General features: G+C 47.4%; 16 protein-coding genes. 15 read left to right on the top strand and 1 reads right to left on the bottom strand.

Annotated features, from left to right (window positions below):
* Positions 1-58 precede the first annotated feature (58 nt).
* From ACTTHR_RS00810 to queG, 11 genes are all read left to right on the top strand, one after another.
* Entirely contained in the window at positions 59-814 is a 756-nt protein-coding gene (locus ACTTHR_RS00810) for a CPBP family intramembrane glutamic endopeptidase (protein ID WP_442604833.1), read from the top strand.
* A gap of 9 nt (positions 815-823) precedes the next feature.
* The gene (locus tag ACTTHR_RS00805; RefSeq protein ID WP_442604832.1) at positions 824-3,886 is read left to right on the top strand and encodes a PD-(D/E)XK nuclease family protein; all 3,063 of its coding nucleotides are present in this window, start codon (positions 824-826) and stop codon (positions 3,884-3,886) included.
* Between the two features lie 92 nt (positions 3,887-3,978).
* Entirely contained in the window at positions 3,979-5,838 is a 1,860-nt protein-coding gene (gene mutA / locus ACTTHR_RS00800) for a methylmalonyl-CoA mutase small subunit (protein ID WP_442604831.1), read from the top strand.
* Between the two features lie 16 nt (positions 5,839-5,854).
* Positions 5,855-8,017, top strand: a complete 2,163-nt coding sequence (scpA, locus tag ACTTHR_RS00795; protein WP_004334366.1) for a methylmalonyl-CoA mutase — start codon at positions 5,855-5,857, stop codon at positions 8,015-8,017.
* Between the two features lie 181 nt (positions 8,018-8,198).
* The gene (trmD, locus tag ACTTHR_RS00790) at positions 8,199-8,891 is read left to right on the top strand and encodes a tRNA (guanosine(37)-N1)-methyltransferase TrmD (RefSeq protein ID WP_311140224.1); all 693 of its coding nucleotides are present in this window, start codon (positions 8,199-8,201) and stop codon (positions 8,889-8,891) included.
* Between the two features lie 13 nt (positions 8,892-8,904).
* Positions 8,905-9,540, top strand: a complete 636-nt coding sequence (gene pyrE / locus ACTTHR_RS00785; protein ID WP_442604830.1) for an orotate phosphoribosyltransferase — start codon at positions 8,905-8,907, stop codon at positions 9,538-9,540.
* A gap of 27 nt (positions 9,541-9,567) precedes the next feature.
* Entirely contained in the window at positions 9,568-9,984 is a 417-nt protein-coding gene (locus ACTTHR_RS00780; RefSeq protein ID WP_314863779.1) for a hypothetical protein, read from the top strand.
* Between the two features lie 18 nt (positions 9,985-10,002).
* Positions 10,003-10,461: a hypothetical protein gene (locus ACTTHR_RS00775; RefSeq protein WP_281676950.1), complete on the top strand. Its 459-nt coding sequence runs from the start codon at positions 10,003-10,005 to the stop codon at positions 10,459-10,461.
* 105 nt (positions 10,462-10,566) lie between these two features.
* On the top strand, positions 10,567-12,537 hold the full coding sequence (locus tag ACTTHR_RS00770) for a putative porin (RefSeq protein WP_442604829.1): 1,971 nt from the start codon (positions 10,567-10,569) through the stop codon (positions 12,535-12,537).
* A gap of 78 nt (positions 12,538-12,615) precedes the next feature.
* Complete coding sequence (locus tag ACTTHR_RS00765; RefSeq protein ID WP_442604828.1) at positions 12,616-13,641, top strand: SPOR domain-containing protein; 1,026 nt, start codon at positions 12,616-12,618, stop codon at positions 13,639-13,641.
* Positions 13,642-13,700: 59 nt separating this feature from the next.
* Positions 13,701-14,639: a tRNA epoxyqueuosine(34) reductase QueG gene (gene queG, locus ACTTHR_RS00760; protein ID WP_442604827.1), complete on the top strand. Its 939-nt coding sequence runs from the start codon at positions 13,701-13,703 to the stop codon at positions 14,637-14,639.
* On the opposite strand, the gene porT is transcribed toward queG, so the two are convergent.
* Complete coding sequence (gene porT, locus ACTTHR_RS00755; protein ID WP_304285312.1) at positions 14,620-15,378, bottom strand: type IX secretion/gliding motility protein PorT/SprT; 759 nt, start codon at positions 15,376-15,378, stop codon at positions 14,620-14,622. The genes queG and porT overlap by 20 nt on opposite strands.
* Positions 15,379-15,460: 82 nt before the next feature.
* On the opposite strand from porT, the gene upp reads away from it, so the two are divergent.
* The 4 genes from upp (at position 15,461) to sppA (ending at position 20,487) form a co-directional block, all read left to right on the top strand.
* Positions 15,461-16,117 (top strand): uracil phosphoribosyltransferase, encoded by a 657-nt coding sequence (gene upp / locus ACTTHR_RS00750; RefSeq protein ID WP_424777034.1) that lies wholly within the window; start codon positions 15,461-15,463, stop codon positions 16,115-16,117.
* A gap of 12 nt (positions 16,118-16,129) precedes the next feature.
* On the top strand, positions 16,130-17,995 hold the full coding sequence (locus tag ACTTHR_RS00745) for a peptidase U32 family protein (protein WP_442604826.1): 1,866 nt from the start codon (positions 16,130-16,132) through the stop codon (positions 17,993-17,995).
* A gap of 132 nt (positions 17,996-18,127) precedes the next feature.
* Positions 18,128-18,397, top strand: coding sequence for a 30S ribosomal protein S15 (rpsO, locus tag ACTTHR_RS00740; protein WP_004334214.1), 270 nt, complete (start codon positions 18,128-18,130; stop codon positions 18,395-18,397).
* A gap of 338 nt (positions 18,398-18,735) precedes the next feature.
* Positions 18,736-20,487, top strand: coding sequence for a signal peptide peptidase SppA (gene sppA / locus ACTTHR_RS00735; protein WP_442604825.1), 1,752 nt, complete (start codon positions 18,736-18,738; stop codon positions 20,485-20,487).
* Positions 20,488-20,541 lie beyond the last annotated feature (54 nt).

Raw genomic sequence — 20,541 nt, 5'->3', positions numbered from 1 at the left:
CTATTCAGAAGACCATTTGAGTAGGAAATAATTGACTCCTCTCCCAATAGTTCCCTCTATGATTTTGCCCCCTCCTGCACAAGCCATTTCCCCTCATCTCGGTATTTCTCCGGCAAAAGAAGTCCTCACCTTTATCTTGAGCCTCCTTTTGGGGTTTGGATTGTTTGGTGCAATTTACACCCTGCTTTCTCCCCTATTATCTCACTCGATATTTGGTATTGCCATTACGCAAAATATCGTTGTTTTTTTGGGGGCAGCATCGCTCTATGCCTATTTTGTATTCCGCAAAAAGGCTCCCAAAGCATTGGGTCTAACAGCTCCACAACCTATTATACAAGGCAAAAGCAGATGGTACGAAGGAGGAATTATATTGGGAATAACACTCCTTGTTTGGGGAATATCAGCCCTGTTGCAATATGCCGCGGGAGAAGCTATCGAAGCACTACCCAAAGAGGTAGGGGCATGGATAACCCAATACGAAGAAAAAAGTAGATCCATGCTAGAGATGCTGCAGGGTGATGGCTCTGTAGAAAGTCGCTTGAAACAGATCCTTATCATCGGTATGCTAACGGGCGTTTGCGAAGAGATTTTGCTGAGAGGGGCTTTACAACCTCTGCTTATTCGCCTAACTCATAGCCCCCCCGTTGGCATCCTCTTGACAGCTATCATCTTTAGCTTATTACATCAGTCAGTCCTTAATTTTCTTCCCATTATGGTACTAGCCCTTTGGTTTGGATGTCTTCGTCACTATTCCGGCTCTATAGTTTGGGGGGTACTTATCCATATACTCAATAATAGCTTGGCTCTCTTTTAATCGCTTATCATGATGCAATCTCAAGAAGACTCTTTCCTTTCTCTCCTTGCCTCTCGCTGTATCGATCAATATGGGGCTGAGCTTCATCAATGTTGTTTTGTATTCCCATCTCAGCGTGCCGGCACTTTCTTTCGCTATGAGCTAAGTAAACGCCTAACTCAACCCTCCTTTTCTCCACAGATTATTACAGTAGAGAGCCTTACTGAGAAACTATCCGGACTCAAATCAGCACAACGTACCCAACAAGTTTGCCTTCTCTATCGCGAGATTGTAACCCTAAGAGAAGAACTCGGATTTCCCCTTGATGAGAAAAGCAACCCTCATCTCCCCTTTGATCATGCTGAGAAGCTTTTGTCGGACTTCAACGATATAGACAACTACCTCGTAGAGCCGGACGAGATTTTCCACAACTTAAAGGCTCTAGATGATCTTACCTCCCTCAATTATATAAGCCCGGAGCAAAAAGAAGCAATCGAAATCTTTTTTGGGTACCTAAGCAAGGTTAATAGTGATAAGAAAGAACGCCTTGAGGAGCTATTCTCGGCGATGACCACCGAGATGCAACTTCTCTATCATCGTTTTCGTGCCACCCTCGAGAGTTTAGGATTAGGGTATAGTGGGATGCTTGCCCGCCGTGCTGCAGAACTAAGCGAAGAGACTTTTGACAGGAATCTACAAAAGCTTCTCTCCCCATCTGTTAGGCATATTATTGTTGCAGGATTGTATCACCTATCAACAGCCGAACGCGAGATACTAAAACGCCTGAAACGCACCAATAACCACTACTCCACCTCATTTTATTGGGAAGAGGTGAAGCTTGCGAATCATACCACCCCCTCCGACTGGAGCTTTCTGATCGGAAAAACGATGCAAGAGAGTAAGCAAGAACTAGGAGGCGAGTGGCTAAGTACCCAAGAGAGAGGGGTACCCAAGATAGATATTGTACAGATCCCTTCGGATATAGGGCGGAGTAAGTTAGTGCCTACTCTACTCCAAGAACTCATAGACGATGCTCCACGTGCTGTAGAAGATTTGCAATGTGCCATTGTACTCCCCGAGGTTAATACGCTACTTCCATTGCTTGATGCTCTACAAGGGATTTCCCATCCCATCAACATAACCATGGGGTATCCCCTCCATCTCTCCTCGGTGGCGGTATGGCTCCATAGATATATTGAGCTGCAGCAGTTTACCCGATGGAGTGAAAAAGGGGAACTACTCCCACTTGACGCTCTTGAGCATCTCATCAAGCATCCGCTAAGCAACCTTTTGGTAAGTAGTGAGGAACTATCTCCGCTCAATGAGGCTCTTCGATATAACTATTACTATATCAGCTATCAGAAGATATGCACTCTTTACCCTCAAGGCTTTCCCGAGCCACTTCGCCTTCTGATTGAACCCATATCTGAGAAGTCAGCCCTAATCCAAAGGCTTATAGCTCTACTCGACCGGCTTGCCTCCCTGCTGCACCAAGAAGATAATGATACTGAAGAGGGGGACTCAAAGGGAGGCTCCGAGCACGTTCACTACATCCGAGTGCTTGAGATAGAGTTTATCAAAAAACTAAGAGACCTTGTTATACAAGTGGGTAACCTACTCCCTTTGATGGGAGATACCGCGGAACGCACCATTCTATACCGTCTTCTCTTTAAGTTGGTAGAAGAGGAGACCCTCCCTTTCGAGGGAGAACCGCTGGAGGGGTTGCAGATTATGGGATTCTTAGAGAGCCGGCTCATTAACTTCGACTATCTCATTATCCCCGAGAGCAACGAGGGAGCACTTCCTCACAAACGCCCTATCAACAGAGGATATATCCCGTACAACGTGCGCTTGGGATACGATATGCCTACCTATCGCTCCGATGATTATACGGAGGCTTATTACTTCTATCGACTTGTAAGCCGTGCCCGTAGGGTTTTCTTTATTGTGGACAGTAGAAGTGAAAAAGAGCCCTCTCGTTTCTTGGCACAGCTACGCTACCTCTTCCATCTCACACCCCAAGAGCATACCGTAAAGGTATCTATGCTGGCGACTCAAACGCCCAAGATTGTCATCCCTAAGGATGAGGCGGCAATGGCAGTCCTTAGGGAATACACTACGAGCAATACGGACGACGTAAAGAAAGCTCTATCGGCTAGTAGCCTCTCTACTTATGCCCTGTGTCCTCTGCAATTTTACTACAAATACATACGAAAGATTCCCGAGGTGGAAGAACGCACAGATCTACTCTCCCCGGGGGATTTTGGTACTGTTATACACGACGTAATGCAGCACCTGTATGAGCCCTATGAGGGTAAGTTGCTTTCTTCTCAAGACTATGAGTGGTTGATCGATCCGCATACCTCTCTGCCGAGAATCAGTACAATAGTAAACTCCTACTATGCCCAAAATGTACTGCATCAAAATAGTACTCCCAAAGGAATTGAGGGGATGCACCAAATGTACATTAGGATGATAATGGAGGAGATTTACGCTGTCTTGAAGTTTGATGCGCAGTACATCCGAAGGGGGCATCAACTCGCCTATGTAGCCTCCGAGCAGCGAATTGATATGATAGAGCCTCTCCCAGAACTGGGGATTGATGTACGCTTCAAGGGCTTCATCGATAGATTGGATGAAGTAGATGGTCTCTTGCGCATTGTGGATTATAAAACGGGGTCGGACTCCCAAACTTTCAAAGATTGGAGTCAACTCTACTTTGCTCAAGAAAAATCTCAGCACCGCAAGGCTATTGCCCAAATCTTCCTTTACTCGGAGGCCGTTCTCCGCTTGGAGGAAAACGGAAGGGCTCAGCAAGAGGGGCTAAATTGGCTACAACCTAGGCACAATCGGGTACAACCCTCTCTATATCAACTAAAGGGAATGTGTAGTAATAAGGAGCACTACAATCCCCTAATCAGGCTTAATCAAACGGAAATAGAGGACTATGCAACCTCAGAGATACGTGATTCGTATTGCCATGAGCTGCACAAAGTCCTCCTCCGTCTCTTCTCTCTGGATGTACCCTTTGCTCAAACAGAAGACGAAGAAGCATGCCGTTATTGTGCTTTTAAGGCTATTTGTGCCCGCTAATGTATCTCTAATAGCTCATAAAGTGCTTACTTTGCATAGCCGATAAGCGTATCGGACCTATTATTTTGAGACAGAAAAGACAATACATATATATGGCAACAAAACAAAATCTTTTTGCAGACTTCTCTCCTACTTCGGCAGAAGAGTGGAAAGCAAAAATTACTGCCGACCTCAAAGGCGCTCCCTACGACAAAAAACTCGTATGGCGCACCAAGGAAGGCTTTGACGTACAACCATTTTACCGCCGTGAGGATCTCAATGGATTGCTCACCCCAATGGTTGCTCCCGGCGAGTATCCCTATGTACGCTCTACCAGACTTAACAACGAATGGTACACGCGGCAAGAGATTCATGCCTCTTCGCCGGAAGAAGCAAATCGTATAGCTCTTGATTTGCTCTTCAAAGGCGTAGATGCTCCCTCATTCACCCTTGCCGCCTCATGGATTACCCAAGAGGGGCTCTCTGCACTCTTAAAAGATATCGAACCAACAGCTATTGAATTAAACCTTAGCTGCTGTGTATCTCAAGCCGCTCGCTTGGCTCGTGAGCTTACCCTATACTTCCAAGGTAGAGGGATCGATCCAGCCCAAGTTATTGGCTCCATCAACTACAATCCATTTAAGAGAGAGCTTGTGCGTGGGAAGCGCAATCCCGATTGGCGTGCCGAGGCTCGTGGCGTTGTAGAAGCAGCTCAAGCCCTCAAGGGGATGCGAGTGCTACAAGTAGATGCCTATATGCTCGCTAATGCAGGGGCATACATAACTCAAGAACTAGGCTATGCCCTAGCCTGGGGAGCAGAGATACTTTCCGCTCAAATAGAGGATGGCTATACTGTAGAGGAGGCAACAAAACGTATCAAGTTCAATTTTGGCATCAGCTCTAATTATTTCATGGAGATTGCCAAATTCAGAGCCGCACGTTGGCTTTGGGCGGAGATTGTGGCAGCACATGGCGAAGAGTATCGCGAGGTGGCAAAAATCAATCAACACGCCGTTACTTCACAATGGAACATGACTCTCTACGATAGCTACGTGAACCTACTTCGTACACAAACAGAGGCCATGTCGGCAGCCCTTGGTGGTGTAGACTCCATCACGGTACTTCCCTTTGATACTCCTTATGGTTCGAGTGACGACTTCTCCATGCGCATCGCTCGCAATCAGCAACTTCTACTCAAAGAAGAAAGTCACTTCGACAAGGTTATAGACCCCTCTGCCGGCTCTTACTATATCGAAACTCTAACCTCAAACATTGCTCACAAAGCATGGGAGTTGTTCCTCTCAATTGAGCAGGAGGGCGGTTTTGCTGGGGCTGTGCGAGAAGGCAAGGTACAAGAGAGAATCAACGCAACCAATCGCACTCGACACGAAGCGGTGGCACAACGCAAAGAGTCTCTACTCGGTACCAACGAATTCCCCAACTTTGGAGAAACGGTACACGATAAGGTTCCTCAAACAAAAACACATCACCACTCTTGTGGTGTAGACCACTCTAAGGAAGAGAATGTACTCGCCTTGGACTTCAGCCGTGGGGCTTCGGACTTTGAGGCACTACGCCTTAGTACGGAGCAGGCTACCAAGCAACCCGTGGTTTTCATGCTTACGATTGGTAACCTTGCCATGCGCCTTGCTCGCGCCCAATTTGCTGGCAACTTCTTCGCTTGTGCCGGATACAAACTCATCGACAACCTAGGATTCGACACTATCCAAGAGGGGGTAGACGAAGCATTTAGCAAGGGGGCAGACATAATAGTACTCTGCTCTAGCGACGATGAGTATGCCACCTACGCTCCGGAAGCCTATCAAGCCATCGGGGGGAAATGCCCCATGGTAGTAGCTGGGAATCCGGCTTGTCGCCCTGAGCTAGAGGCTCTGGGGATTGAGCATTACATCCATGTGAAGAGCGATGTTTTGGCTACACTCGCTAGTTTCAATAAGCATTTTGGCATCTAATCCGTAGAGTAATATTATGTACACAAGACCCAATTACGCAGCTATCGACATAGATAAGCAGGGCTTTACTACGACCCCTACGGTACAAAGTATGCCCTCTATAGAAGACGAGGCTTGGCTTACTCCTGAGCAAATCCACGTTAAGAAAGTATATACCCACGAGGATATAAAAGACCTAGAGCACCTCGATTTTGTATCGGGGATTCCTCCCTATTTGCGAGGTCCTTATAGTGCTATGTATCCTCTCCGCGCTTGGACTATCCGACAATACGCCGGATTCTCTACGGCAGAAGAGTCCAATGCTTTCTACCGACGCAACCTTGCTTCGGGGCAAAAAGGGCTCTCCGTTGCCTTTGACCTTCCGACGCACCGTGGATACGATGCGGATCACCCCCGAGTAGTAGGAGACGTTGGTAAGGCCGGCGTTTCTATCTGCTCTCTAGAGGATATGAAAGTTCTTTTTGATGGGATCCCTCTATCTAAGATGTCCGTTTCGATGACGATGAACGGAGCCGTTCTTCCCATCCTTGCCTTCTACATCAATGCCGGTCTAGAGCAAGGGGCTAAGTTGGAAGAGATGGCAGGTACCATCCAAAATGACATCCTCAAGGAGTTCATGGTGCGTAATACATACATCTATCCTCCTGAGTTCTCAATGCATATCATTGCGGATATATTTGAGTACACTTCGCAAAAGATGCCCAAGTTCAACTCCATATCCATCTCAGGCTATCATATGCAAGAAGCCGGGGCTACGGCAGATATCGAAATGGCCTATACTCTTTGTGATGGAATCGAGTACCTCCGTGCCGGGATTAACGCAGGGATAGAAGTAGATAAGTTTGCTCCTCGTCTCTCCTTCTTCTGGGCTATCGGGGTAAATCACTTTATGGAGATTGCCAAGATGCGTGCCGCACGTATGCTTTGGGCAAAGATTGTCAAAGGTTTTGGAGCTACCAATCCCAAGAGTTTGGCTCTTCGTACACATAGTCAGACGTCGGGATGGTCGCTTACAGAGCAAGACCCCTTCAACAATGTAGGACGCACTTGTATCGAAGCCATGGCAGCTGCTCTCGGGCATACTCAGTCTCTACATACGAATGCGTTGGACGAAGCTATTGCCCTCCCTACGGACTTTTCGGCTCGTATTGCTCGTAATACTCAAATCTACATTCAGCAAGAAACCATGATCTGCAAGGAGATAGATCCTTGGGGCGGTTCCTACTATGTAGAGACGCTTACCCACCAGCTTGCAGAGCGTGCTTGGCAACATATCCAGGAGGTAGAGGCCATGGGAGGGATGGCCAAAGCCATCGAAACAGGGCTTCCCAAGATGCGTATTGAGGAGGCTGCTGCTCGCACCCAAGCTCGCATTGACTCTCATCGCCAGATTATTGTGGGTGTAAATAAGTATCGTTTGGAGAAAGAAGCTCCTATCGATATCCTTGAGATTGATAATACAGCCGTGCGAGAGCAACAGATTGCTCGCCTTAAGGATTTGCGTAGCCACCGCGACGAAAAAGCCGTACAAGAGGCTCTTGCTGCTATTACTCAGGCTGTCAAAACAAAAGAAGGCAACCTACTAGAACTTGCCGTAAAGGCAGCATCTTTACACGCTTCTCTAGGAGAAATCTCAGATGCATGTGAGGCAGTAGTAGGTCGCTATAAAGCTGTAGTTAGAACGATTTCCGGAGTGTATTCAAAAGAAACTGGTGAAGATAAAGACTTCGCCTATGCTACTAAGTTAGCAAAAGAATTTGCCCAGCGTAATGGGAGACAACCACGCATTATGATTGCAAAAATGGGGCAAGATGGTCACGATCGTGGAGCCAAAGTGGTAGCAACGGGATATGCCGATGTTGGGTTCGACGTAGATATGGGACCTCTTTTCCAGACTCCGGAAGAATCGGCTCGTCAGGCTGTAGAGAATGACGTAAACATACTTGGGGTTAGCTCTCTTGCTGCCGGGCATAAAACTCTTATCCCTCAGGTTATCGCAGAACTAGAACGCCTTGGGCGCCCCGATATTATCGTAACGGCCGGAGGTGTTATCCCCGCTCAAGACTACGATTTCCTCTATCAAGCGGGAGTTGCTGCGATATTCGGGCCGGGTACTCCCGTTGCCTATTCTGCAGCAAAATGCCTCGAGTTACTCCTCGAAGAGGGGGATAACAAGTAGACTCTAGCCCTTCTTTCCCTTTAGGTATCAATCGGAAGTCTCTTTTCGGTTGATACCTTTTTTGTCAATACTGCTCCAAGAGACGAAAGCGAGCCCCATACATTTATCCTTATCACTTGCGACAAGGTACTCGGATATTGGGTAGGTCTTAGTACTTTTGTAGCCAGAGCAGAACTATATGATACGCATCGACATTATAACGGTACTCCCGGAGATGATAGAGCCTCTCATAGGGTATTCTATACTAGGCAGAGCGCAGCGAGAGGGCTTTGCCAAGATTGTTTTGCACAATCTTCGGGACTACTCTACCGACAAATGGCACCGAGTAGATGACTATCCTTTTGGGGGAGAGGCTGGAATGGTGATGAAAATAGAACCCGTTGTCAATGCCATAGAGAGCCTACAAAAAGAGCGTACCTACGATGAAGTTATCTATACATCGCCCGATGGGGAACGCTTCAGTCAAGGTATGGCAAACGATCTAAGCCTTAGAGAAAACCTCCTTATTTTATGTGGGCACTACAAGGGTATCGACCATCGCATACGTGAGCATTTCATCACCCGAGAGATATCTGTTGGAGACTATGTACTCACGGGAGGCGAACTCCCTGCTGCTCTTATGACTGATGCTATCGTGCGTCTTTTACCGGGCGTATTGGGGGATGCAGAGAGTGCTCTGAGTGATACATTTCAAGATGATCTACTAGCCCCCCCCATATACACACGCCCTGCCGAATTTAGAGGTTGGCGCGTACCCGATATTCTACTAAGTGGGCACGAAGCCAAAATCAATGCCTGGCGAGAGAGCCAAGCGCTAGAGCGCACAAAAAGGCTTCGCCCCGACCTCCTCGAGAAGTACAATAAAAAACCATAGCACTACGATAATTATGTCACAGCTAACCGAACAAACCGTCGCTCGTTACCTCCTAGAGGTCGAAGCCGTAAAGTTACGTCCTAATGAACCTTTTACTTGGGCATCAGGCTGGAAGAGCCCCATCTACTGCGATAATCGTCGCACCCTATCTTACCCTTCTGCACGCGATTATATCAAGATGGCAATGGCAAAGGCGATTGCCGATCGTTACCCTCAAACGGAGGTAATAGCCGGAGTTGCTACGGGAGCCATCTCTTGGGGAGCTTTAGTGGCAGATGCTTTACACCTCCCTTTTGTGTATGTACGCTCTCAAGCTAAAGACCACGGAATGCAAAATTTGATTGAGGGTTATCTCCCCGAGCAAAGCAAAGTACTTGTGGTAGAAGACCTTATTTCTACGGGAGGTAGCAGCCTCAAAGCGGTAGAGGCTCTGCGTGCGGCAGGTGCTGATGTATTAGCCCTCTATGCCGTGTATACACATGGTTTTGCCGTGGCTGAAGAGCTGTTTGCCGAAGCAAAAGTGCCCATGCATACACTGAGCAACTATGGAGCCGTTCTTACCGAAGCAGAGAAAATTGGATATATCACACCCGATCTCAAACCTCTACTCGATGAGTGGCGCAAAGATCCTGCACATTGGCGTCAATAGTTTTTTGGAGGAATAATAATTCGTCTCATGTCCGACTTCAAAAGCAAGAAGGTTGGCATTGATGCCCCTTGTGAGGCAGTCTTTGCCAAACTTTCTAATCTAGAAAATCTTCGTTCGCTTGCTCCGCTTGCAGAAAGCAAGGGGATTGAAATAAAAAATATCACCTCCGATAGTTGTTCGCTCGGTGTGCCCAAAGTTGGGGATATTGCCCTATCTGTAGAGAAGCGTGTACCCCATTCGCTCATTCGTCTCGTAGGGCAGACAGTCCTTACCTCCTCTCTTAGTATTGAGATACAGCTCTCTTCGGAAGAGGTGTCTAGCACAGGGTTAGTCCTTTTGTTGGATGCCGATATCCCTTTCTTTGCTCGCATGATGGTAGAAAAACCTCTCAAAGAAGGGTTAGACAAAGTGGCAGAAATGCTCACTAAGGTGCAGTATACATAAACAAAAATCAATGCTCTCATGGTGCATCCCAAGTCTCTTTACCTGTGGATTACCCTTCTACTCCTCCCTTCGTGTGGTGTAGATGTGCGTTCCACTGTACCCGATGCACCGGTGTACTACGAGATAGACTTTGCATCGTCGGAGGCAATCCCTTTGCGACAACCATCCGGTTACCTTCGTATCGAAGAGCGCACCATAGAGAATAGTGCCATAGGGTTTGGGGGACTGCTCGTTGTCCATAGTATGCTTGAGAATGGAGTTTACTATGCCTACGACCTTGCATGTCCGCACGAGGTGAGTGCAGATGTACGTCTTTTTGTGAATGATCAATTGGAAGCTGAGTGCCCCCAATGCCATAGCACCTATAGTATCCTCTATGGAGGAGGAGGGCCTACAGGGGGACCAACAAAAGCTCCTCTTAGGAATTATGCCACTCAGCGCACCTCACGTGGTCTCCTTGTTTACAATCGCTATTAGTCCTCTGTTTGCATGATCCGTCTGTACCGAGTCCATCCCCCGTTTCCTCAGATAAGGCTGTTATTTGCCCTTATCTTCTTGAGTGTTTTTCCGATCAAAGACCTCTTGGCTCAGTCTGATTACGCAATTGGTACAGCAAAAGACTTTGGCGATATAGAACTTATCAACCGAGGAGAAACCCTCCGAGGATTTCGTCTGCATCCCTACACAGGTGCTCCCTATCAGAGTAATATTGATACCATGGCTCTCGATTACTACAGACGAAAGATGGTGGAGGGGAAAGGGCTTGCCATGGGATACACCGGCAATCTAATTAGCCCCCGCCACTTCAAAACTTTCTTTGATAGAGAGCCCGACTATGCCACTTTTAGCTTTGGATCGGCTTATCAAGGAATCCTTTACCACCCCGATAACCTACTCTTCTACAACACCAAATCGCCCTATACCAACATGCTCTATCAGCGCAATGGTACTGCAGAGCAGCGAGAGGAAGAGCTTGATATGACCATGGCGGTGAACCTTGGGAAGGCGTTCAATTTTGGAGGAGACTTCAACTATTCTTATTCCAGAGGTCAATACATTGCCAACCACTCTAGTGGGGTGAGTTATCGACTTTTTGCCAGTGTCCTACTCCCTAGATATGAATTATTTACCTCGGCTGGTAATAATTATATCAAGCAAAACGAAAACGGAGGCTTGGCAAAAGATGGCTATATAGACTCCCCACAAGAGTACGGATCCGGGCGTACAAATATTAGCTCTATTGAGATGCCCGTTAAATACTCTTCGGGTGTTGGTAATGCCATGTGGGTAGGGCATATCATGTTGGCTCACCGCTATAACTTAGGCTCTCTTCGGGACTTCCGTAGGGGCAGCACCCTCCCTAATGGCACAATTACGGAGCGAGATACAGCTCTTTTTGTTCCTGTTGGTAGCATCGGGCACCGCTTTTCGTACGACCGTGGGGTACGTCTTTTTATCGCAGAGAGAGCCAATTCTCTTCCCTCTGTTTATGGGCAAACATATAATCATCTGTGGCGGAAACCCGGAGCAACTCAGGATACCCTCTCCTTCCATCCGCTGGACTCCACTCGCATGGTTCAGTTTGCCAATACTTTTTCCTTATCCCTTCGCGAAGGATTTCGCCCCTGGGTAAAAATGGGGCTTACAGGCTATGCTCGACTCGAAAACCGTGCGTTTTATGTACAAGACTCAATTCCCGGGAAACAAGAAACCAAAGAGTTTGCCACCTATATAGGAGGACGAGTTGAGCGGCATAATGGTACCGGATTGAACTTTGACGCAGGAGGGGAAATCGCCGTCTTGGGTGCGGATATTGGCTCTATGCGCTTCTCCGGCAATGTATCATCCCAATTTTCGCTTTGGGGAGTACCAATTGGTATTGAGGCTGATGCCCGCTTTCATTTCCTCCGAGTACCTCACCTATGGCGTCATCATCACGGATCCTATGTGTGGTGGGATAATGAATTTGGTTTTACAAAACAACTCGTAGTGGGCGGGAAGCTCTCCGCTCCTCAGTGGGGTACTGAGTTATCACTGCATTCGGCTACACTTGCCAATACGATCTATTTTGATGCAACACGCCGCGCCCAGCAATATGCCCCTCCCATCGAAATACTTGAGGGGAGACTAAAGCATCGGTATCATTGGGGTATTTTGGGGTGGCAAGCTGAGGTCGCCTATCAGCTGTCGAGCAACCAAGAAGTAATGCCTTTGCCTACCCTTGCGGCCTATGGGTCACTTTATCTAGACTTCTATACGGCACGCGTTATGCGCACGCAGTTGGGGATTGATTGCCACTATCACACTCAGTACTATGCCCCTTACTACGAACCTGCGGTGCAGCAATTTATCAATCAGCAAGAAGTAAAGATTGGGAACTTCGCCTTGCTTAATCTCTTTGCCAACTTCAAACTAAGAAGGGTGCGCTTTTTTGTGATGCTCTACAATGCCGGAGAGATGCTGATTCAACCCTCTAAACGCTGGTCTTTGGCTCACTATCCCGTCAATCCAATGACTCTCCGCTTGGGTATCAATTTCGATTTCAACAACTAACGGAGCCTGCCATCTCGCAAGAATGCCCTATCTTTGTTGCAAAGAAAAAAGGAACAAATAAGAATCTCCCACCAATAGATGTACCGACTCGTAAGCCATCTTGATAAGCTGCTTGCTCTGCACGATTGTGTGATCATACCTTCGCTAGGGGCTATTATCAAAGAGTATGTACCGGCTCACTACAGTGATGCAGAGTACATGGTATATCCTATGGAAGAGTGTTTCCATTTCAATGGGGAGCTTCGCGAGCGTGACGGACTTCTCGATGATTTGTATGCGAAGAGCTACCACGTAAGTATGCGCCGAGCACGCAATTTGGTAGATACTGACGTGGAAGAGCTTCGTCGCGATATGATTCGTCTTGGGGGGATCTCGATAGGTCATGTAGGGCGTCTTATGATTGGGGCGGATGGGAAAATGGATTTCCAACCCGAACGTAATCGTCTCCCTCTTGGGTATGGAGAGGCTTATGGGCTTAGCACCTATACCCTACCTCGTTTAAGTGAAAAGACCCTTACTTCCCTTGCGATAGAGGAGGCAAAGCCCCTTGTAGAGGAGTTGGATGCCACCACAGAAAAAGCAGATCCCTTGCAACAAAAGTCGGATGCTAAGTACCTACATTTTCGTGTTTCGCGCCGCGTTGTGGGTTGGGCTGCCGCCGTTGCTGTGCTCCTTGTCTGCCTACTCCCGGTAACCACCCACCCCGTACAAGAATACTTTAGTGCGAGCTTTGTTCCCACAGAGACGCAACAAACATCCATTTTGCCGGGAGAAAAAACTTTGCAACAGGGTAAGAATGCTACAGAAACTACCTGCAAAGAAGAAAATTATCAGGCAGAATCCGAAGAATTATCACCCAGTTCTCTAGGGGATTATTACGTGATAATTGGATCTTTCCGAACTGAAGCCAAGGTGAATGAATTCCTAGAGGCTCATAGAGATAGTGCCTTTGCGGCCTCCATGGGAGCCGTAAAAAAAGGAAAGAATCGCCTGATCTACGCTAAACGCTTTACTTCAAGCGACGAGGCAGAGAGCTATCTTGCCACCCTTCGCAAGTCCGGAACGGAATACTCCGAGGCTTGGTTGCTCCACTATTGTGAGTAATCTCTACTCTCCTACTTATCTCCTCCAGAGGCGTGGTGCCCCAAAATATCGTTGATGAAATGAAAGCCTTGGCAAAAAGCCTTGGCTTTGTTGCTTTAGGGATTGCGAGGTCTCACCCCGTTCCTCAAGAGGTACGCGACAGCTATATATCCAGCCTACAAGAGCAGGGCGTTGGGGACATGGGATACTTGGAGCGCAACCTAGAAGTACGATTCGACCCGGACAAACTTGTATCGGGAGCTAGGAGTATCATTGTAGGAGCCTTTAACTACTTCCCGGAAAAAACACAACGCACCGATGCTCCCCAAATTGCCTACTACGCCTATGGAAAAGACTACCATCGTGTAGTAAAAGACAAGCTATTTACTCTACTCAAGTACCTACAAGAGCGAATAGATACTCCCTTTTCTTCGCGTGTTTTTGTGGACTCGGCTCCTCTGATGGAACGCTATTGGGCGGTACAATCCGGGGTAGGAAAAGTGGGACGTAATGGGCTTCTCATAGTCCCTCATTTCGGTTCGTTCTGCTTTTTGGGAGAGATTGTAACCACTCTAGAACTACCGGCAGACGCTCCCAGCGAAGGCTCTCCCTGTGGTCGCTGTATGCGCTGTGTAGAGCATTGCCCTGCCCAAGCAATTAGCAAAGATGGTAGCTTCTCACCAACACGTTGCCTTAGCTATCAAACCATTGAGCACCACGGGAGCCTCGAACCCAAGGTGGTGGCACAACTCGGAGAGCGTATATATGGCTGCGATGCCTGCCAATTGGTATGCCCTCACAATCGCTTTGCTTATCCGCATCAAGAGGGGCTATTGAAACCTGCTCCCGACCTATTGGAAATGACAAGTGAGGACTGGAAAAATCTGGATAACGAGACGTTCGAACAACTTTTTGAGCACTCTGCCGTCCAACGTGTTGGGTTTGATGGACTCCGTCGCAATATCAATTCGCTACTCATCTCCGAAGAGACGGAAGCCTCTACTCAAAGTGAAAAGTGAGTAGAATCATGCGAGGGGTAGCACTTCTCAGTGCCTGAGTAAATCGAAAGCGAGCATCATCTGCTATATCGGGTCGCTCGTGCTGTATCACGTCTCCTAAGCCATAGGAAAGAGACAACTCAGGACAAAGTTTGAAGAAGGGAAGATAGATATCACAGCCCACCCCCACCTTAAGACCATATTCTACAGGCTTAAAATGAACAGCATCCCCTCGCTTTTGTCCGATTTGCAATGCGGCATAACCTCCGGCGAGCATATAGGGACGAATGTTGTTCATCCGCTGAGAAGAGTACTTAAGCAACAAGGGGAACTCTATCAGATTGGAGCGAGAGGAGAGCCGTTCGATCTGATTTTCTCCATCGGAAAAAGAGATGGCTCTCTCGGATAAATGCAGTGTAGGCACAAAGCGAAGCTCCCAGTTGAGTTTAATAGTATAGTCTGCAATCAGTCCCACAGAAAAGCCTGGGGTATAGTCCATAACCTCTCCATACAGAGGGGCACTCGGTGCTCCACTTGCTGAAGAAGAGGTTGATCCCGAATTTATTATTGCGAGATCCTGCGTGTGCATCCCCACATGAAACCCGAGATGAAACACACGATAATCCGCATAAGGGCGGCGCTGGACTACTTGCTTTTGCCCCCTTGCAACCGCTACACTCCCCCCTAAGAATAGAAGGGTTAGTAGGAACCATCTCCATAGAGAAGAGGTGTATTGTGCGACTAACTTACGTACTACCACGCTGAGATAACGTGTTAGCTTGGCTTTTTATTGTACTTTTGCTTGTCGGATATACTGCAATGAATTAGTAGACAATAGTATGATAGAAGTAATCAATTTCTCCGATCGCCCGTCGTTGATGAGTGACTATATGGCTGAGCTCCGAGATGTGAATATACAAAAAGACTCTATGCGTTTTCGTCGTAACATAGAGCGCATAGGAGAGCTCCTTGCCTACGAAGTGAGCCAGCATCTCAACTATGCAAAAGAGGAAGTACAGACACCGCTTGCCATAGCACACAATTATCGTCTGCAAGATCCTGTGGTTATCGGTACTATCTTGCGAGCCGGACTACCCTTTCATGCCGGTTTCTTGAATTACTTCGATCATGCAGAAAATGCCTTTGTATCAGCCTATCGTAAATACAAAGACAAACTCAAATTCGACATTTTTGTAGAATACATTGCTTGCCCCGATCTTACGAATAAGGTACTCATTCTCACAGACCCCATGCTTGCAACCGGCGGAAGTATGGAACTTGCCTATCGTGCTTTGCTCTCTCATGGCAAGCCCCGCCAAGTACACTTTGTATCGGTAATAGCTAGTCAGCAAGCCGTAGACTATCTAAGAAACGCCATCGATCCGGATACCGATGCAACTATTTGGGTAGCTTCTATAGACCCCGAGCTTAACGATCACTCCTACATTGTACCGGGGTTGGGAGACGCCGGAGATCTCGCCTACGGAGAGAAACTCTAATCATTTTTCTCATTGGCATCTACGCCCTCTCCTATTCAACTTGAGTTACTTGCCCCTGCAGGGAATGTAGAGTGCGGTTTGGCAGCTCTCTCCTCGGGGGCAGATGCTATATATGTAGGTGCTCCCAAGTTTGGAGCCCGAGCGGCAGCCAATGTTTCTTTATCAGACATACAGCACCTTGTCTCCGTAGCTCATCGCTATGGAGCAAAGGTTTACGTCGCTTTCAATACCATTCTATATGACAACGAGCTCTCAGAGGCTGAGGCACTCATTCGTCGTCTCTACCTTATAGGCGTTGACGCTCTTATAGTGCAAGATATGGGGCTTTTGACCCTTGATTTACCCCCTATTGCCCTACATGCCAGCACACAATGCCATAATGCCTCAGTAGCTCAATTACAACGCTTAGCCGCCTTAGGTTTTGAGCAGGCTGTACTCGCTCGTGAGTTGACTATTGAGGAGACGGCCGTGCTGCATCAAGCGGTTCCCGACCTTCGTCTAGAGACCTTTGTCCATGGTGCTCTCTGTGTCAGTTATAGCGGTCATTGCTATCTCTCCCAGGCATTTGCCGGCAGAAGCGCCAATCGAGGAGCCTGTGCTCAGTATTGCCGATTACCCTACACATTAGAGGATGCTACAGGGCGCAAGATTGTAGAAGGTAGCCACCTCCTATCCCTCAAAGACCTGAATAGATCGTCTATTCTCTCCCAACTGGTAGAGGCAGGTGCCGTTAGTTTCAAGATTGAGGGCCGGCTCAAAAATGCCTCTTATGTACGCAATGTCACAGCCTATTATCACCAACTTTTAGAAGGCATTGTTACGGCTCAACCTGAGCGATATTCAAGGTCTTCTCTAGGACGAGTTTCCCTCTCTTTTACTCCCGATCCTTTCAAGAGCTTCTCGAGAGGAGCCACCACGTACCAACTAAGAAAAGGGGACTTTAGTGAGATATTAATACGCCCAGAAAGTCCTAAGAGTGAGGGAGAGTTTATCGGGGTTGTCTCCAAAATAGAAGGGAATAGCCTATGGCTCGATCGCAGTTGTGACCTTGCCAATGGGGATGGAATCGCCTTCTATACCCCTACAGGGACGATGGAAGGGACGCGCATTAACCATCTGCAAGAAAAGGGGAAAATCGTTGTAGACAATCCAGGGAATCTTAAGCCGGGAACAAGGATCTATCGCAATTATTCAACCCAATTTGAGCGCGTAATCAATCGCCCCGATAGCTCAGAGCGATTGTTGCCCGTGAAGCTCAAATTTGGAGTTCTTCCCTGGGGATTTGTGCTCGACTTGGAGATCGACAACCCCCAATCCAAGGTAACAACACGCGTCACACTACCCCACAAGATAGAAAAAGCCATGCAAAACGGGGAGGTTCGTCTGCGGGATGCCCTTGCCAAATTAGGTGGAACCGGCTTTTTCTCCACTGCAATTGAAGTCGATACAAAGGGATTTTTTGTGCCCTTGTCTGTTGCAAGTTCACTAAAAAGATTGGGTGTAGAGGCTCTTGATAGAGCCCTTAGGTTGCATCATTTGGCCCATCCCATTTACCGACCTTCTTACGCAAGTATCCCACAAGCTATAGGCACCGATGGTACCATTACCTTTGATTACAATGTAGCCAATTGTGCTGCAAAAAAAGCCTACCAGAGCTGGGGAGCTCGCCAGATTGCCCCTGCATATGAAGTCTCTCCCACAAAAGATGCTCCCCTTATGACCTGCCGGCATTGCATTCGCCGACATTTGGGTTATTGTACACGCAGCAAGCGAAAGATGCCTTATAAGGAGCCACTCTACCTTGTACACGGCAAAGAGCGTATCCGTCTCGCATTCGATTGCAAAGAATGCAACATGAAACTTTACTCTGCCCAATAGGCTGGACGTTTGTGTATTGAGATTGCCTAAAAAGTATTACCTTTGCAGCCAGTCTGCAACCGCTGAGCACAGCAAAGTCTAGTCGAAGCGGGTGTAGTACCCTAAGTTTAACTCGTTAATTGATAAAACGAAATGTATCTAGACTCAGCAAAGAAGAAAGAAATCTTCGAAAAACATGGTCAATCTGCTACTGACACGGGTAGCGTAGAGAGCCAAGTTGCTCTTTTCACTTACCGCATTGCCCACCTTACAGAGCACCTCAAAAGCAATCGCAAAGACTTTGCAACGGCTCGCGCTCTTAAGATGCTCGTTGGTAAGCGTCGTCGCTTGCTCGACTATGTAGCAAAGAAAGATATCGAACGCTATCGTAAACTCATTGCAGAATTGGGTATCCGTCGTTAATCGAAATTCCATTCTGCTTCTCTCGAAGAGGTGCTCTTAGGGTCTTTCCTAGGGTCTCTTCTATAAGAGTGAATCATTGCCTCTCTCTTCTTCGTCTTCGCCTTGTGCGTAGCATGGAAGGGAGAGGTTATTTGTATTAGATCATTGATATTTTCTGACAGTAATCCCCGAACTCATACATTATACATATATTTGTGACGGGGAATGAGAGTGTATCCGACTAATAACTCTAAAATTCCTCCGGGTATACCCGTATTTCTCTTAGGAGGCATTGGCTCCGTAAAGATTAGAGAGAAAGACTAACGACAAGTAGGAAAACAAACGACAAACTAACGAAAATGAAAGATTTTTTGAAGATGTTCTTAGCCTCGATACTTGGCTTTATCGTGGCATCGGTGATACTCACCTGTATTACAGCTTTCTGCATGATGGGTTTCATTGCCGTTGTGGCAAATCAATCTCATAAGAGTGTAAGTATCCCAAAAGAATCTCTCTTGGTAGTAGATCTATCTTCAATCAAAGAGATTGAAACGGACTCTCCTTTCGATAATTTCTTAGGCTCAAAACGAGAAAAGAGTCTTACACTTACCGAAGCTATCCGCAGCATCCGATATGCGGCAGAAAACCCACGCATTGAGGGGATTTACCTTACAAGTGCTATGCCTGAGGCTGGTTTGGCTTCTATTGACGAGCTACGTCGTGCCCTCAAGGACTTCAAGAAGTCCGGTAAGTTTGTTATTTCCTATGCGGACCAATACAGCCAAAAGGGATACTACCTAGCCTCAGTTGCCGATGAGATCTATCTCAATCCCCAAGGGGCTGTGGAGCTTGATGGCATGTATGTATCTAATGTCTTTTACAAGAATGCATTAGAGAAGTTTGGTGTAACTATGCAGGTATTCAAAGTGGGTACTTATAAGGGGGCGGTAGAGCCTTTCCTTCTCGACAAACTAAGCGAACCTAACCGAGCTCAGATCACCTCATTTACCTCCGAACTTTGGAACAATATGCTACAAGGGATCTCTCAGGAGAGAAATATTGCCCTTGACTCACTCTCTAGACTTGTAGATCGCGCTCCTATGTTCCTATCACAGCAGGAGCTTGTAGCCTCAAAACTAGTTGACAAACTCTGCTACGAGCGCGAGGTCATCAAGATGTTTGAGGATGAGTATGGAATAAAAGAAGATCACTTTGTAACTCTCAATCAAGTATATAACAGTGAGCGTCGCTACGACAATTCCGGAGATGGCACAGTACAGGTACTATTTGCCGAAGGGGAGATTACTTCAGGGGTTGAGTTTGGTACCATTACCGAGGCTCTTGTAGGTCGCCTACTAAAAGCGGCAGATGACGATGATATTGATGCCGTAGTTCTCCGCGTAAACTCCCCTGGGGGTAGCAGCTATGTCTCTGACCAAATTTGGGACGCAGTGCGCTATACCAAGAGCAAGAAACCTATTGTCGTTTCTATGGGAGACTACGCAGCATCCGGTGGTTACTACATCTCTTGTGCCTCCAACTACATCTTTGCCGAACCTACAACCATAACAGGTTCTATCGGGATCTTTGGATTATTCCCCAACTTTGCAGGGACTGCCCAAAAGTTCTCCGTTACCGAAGATGGTGTAAAAACAGCAAAATATGCCGATTTTGGCAATGTATTTCGTCCCATGACAGACGAAGAGCGAGCTTTGATGCAAGCTTACATTGAGCGAGGCTACGATACGTTCCTCTCCCGTGTTGCAGAGGGACGCAAGTTAGAAAAGTCTCAAGTTGACCTTGTTGCACAAGGACGCGTATGGACTGGGAAGCAGGCATTGGCCCGCCACCTCGTAGACGAACTCGGAGGGCTGGATGAAGCCATCGCCAAGGCTGCTGAACTTGCAAACATAAATACGCCCTCGGTGTGGTACGAGTCAAGTCGTCAAGACAAGTTCTCAAACTTAGTGGATCGTTACCTGTTTGAAAACTCCGATAACTTGGTACGTACTATACTTACCGAAGAAGAAATCGAAGCTCTCAAAAAAGCTCGAATTATGCGCAGTAGTACCGGCGTACAAGCTCGTATGCTGTACGACATTCAGTTTTAACAAAGCAGATTAATCGCACAAAAGAGGAGCAAGAGACCCCTAAGAGGCATACCA

Source organism: Porphyromonas endodontalis (assembly GCF_052173515.1).
Classification (GTDB): Bacteria; Bacteroidota; Bacteroidia; order Bacteroidales; family Porphyromonadaceae; genus Porphyromonas; species Porphyromonas endodontalis_A.
This window is presented reverse-complemented; position numbering and strand designations above follow the sequence as displayed.

Coding starts and splice junctions, on each gene's coding strand:
- pyrE (WP_442604830.1), top strand. CDS start 8,905: ATGTCACAGCTAACCGAACAAACCGTCGCTCGTTACCTCCTAGAGGTC.
- ACTTHR_RS00765 (WP_442604828.1), top strand. CDS start 12,616: ATGTACCGACTCGTAAGCCATCTTGATAAGCTGCTTGCTCTGCACGAT.
- rpsO (WP_004334214.1), top strand. CDS start 18,128: ATGTATCTAGACTCAGCAAAGAAGAAAGAAATCTTCGAAAAACATGGT.
- ACTTHR_RS00780 (WP_314863779.1), top strand. CDS start 9,568: ATGTCCGACTTCAAAAGCAAGAAGGTTGGCATTGATGCCCCTTGTGAG.
- sppA (WP_442604825.1), top strand. CDS start 18,736: ATGAAAGATTTTTTGAAGATGTTCTTAGCCTCGATACTTGGCTTTATC.
- queG (WP_442604827.1), top strand. CDS start 13,701: ATGAAAGCCTTGGCAAAAAGCCTTGGCTTTGTTGCTTTAGGGATTGCG.
- ACTTHR_RS00805 (WP_442604832.1), top strand. CDS start 824: ATGATGCAATCTCAAGAAGACTCTTTCCTTTCTCTCCTTGCCTCTCGC.
- ACTTHR_RS00810 (WP_442604833.1), top strand. CDS start 59: ATGATTTTGCCCCCTCCTGCACAAGCCATTTCCCCTCATCTCGGTATT.
- mutA (WP_442604831.1), top strand. CDS start 3,979: ATGGCAACAAAACAAAATCTTTTTGCAGACTTCTCTCCTACTTCGGCA.
- ACTTHR_RS00775 (WP_281676950.1), top strand. CDS start 10,003: ATGGTGCATCCCAAGTCTCTTTACCTGTGGATTACCCTTCTACTCCTC.
- scpA (WP_004334366.1), top strand. CDS start 5,855: ATGTACACAAGACCCAATTACGCAGCTATCGACATAGATAAGCAGGGC.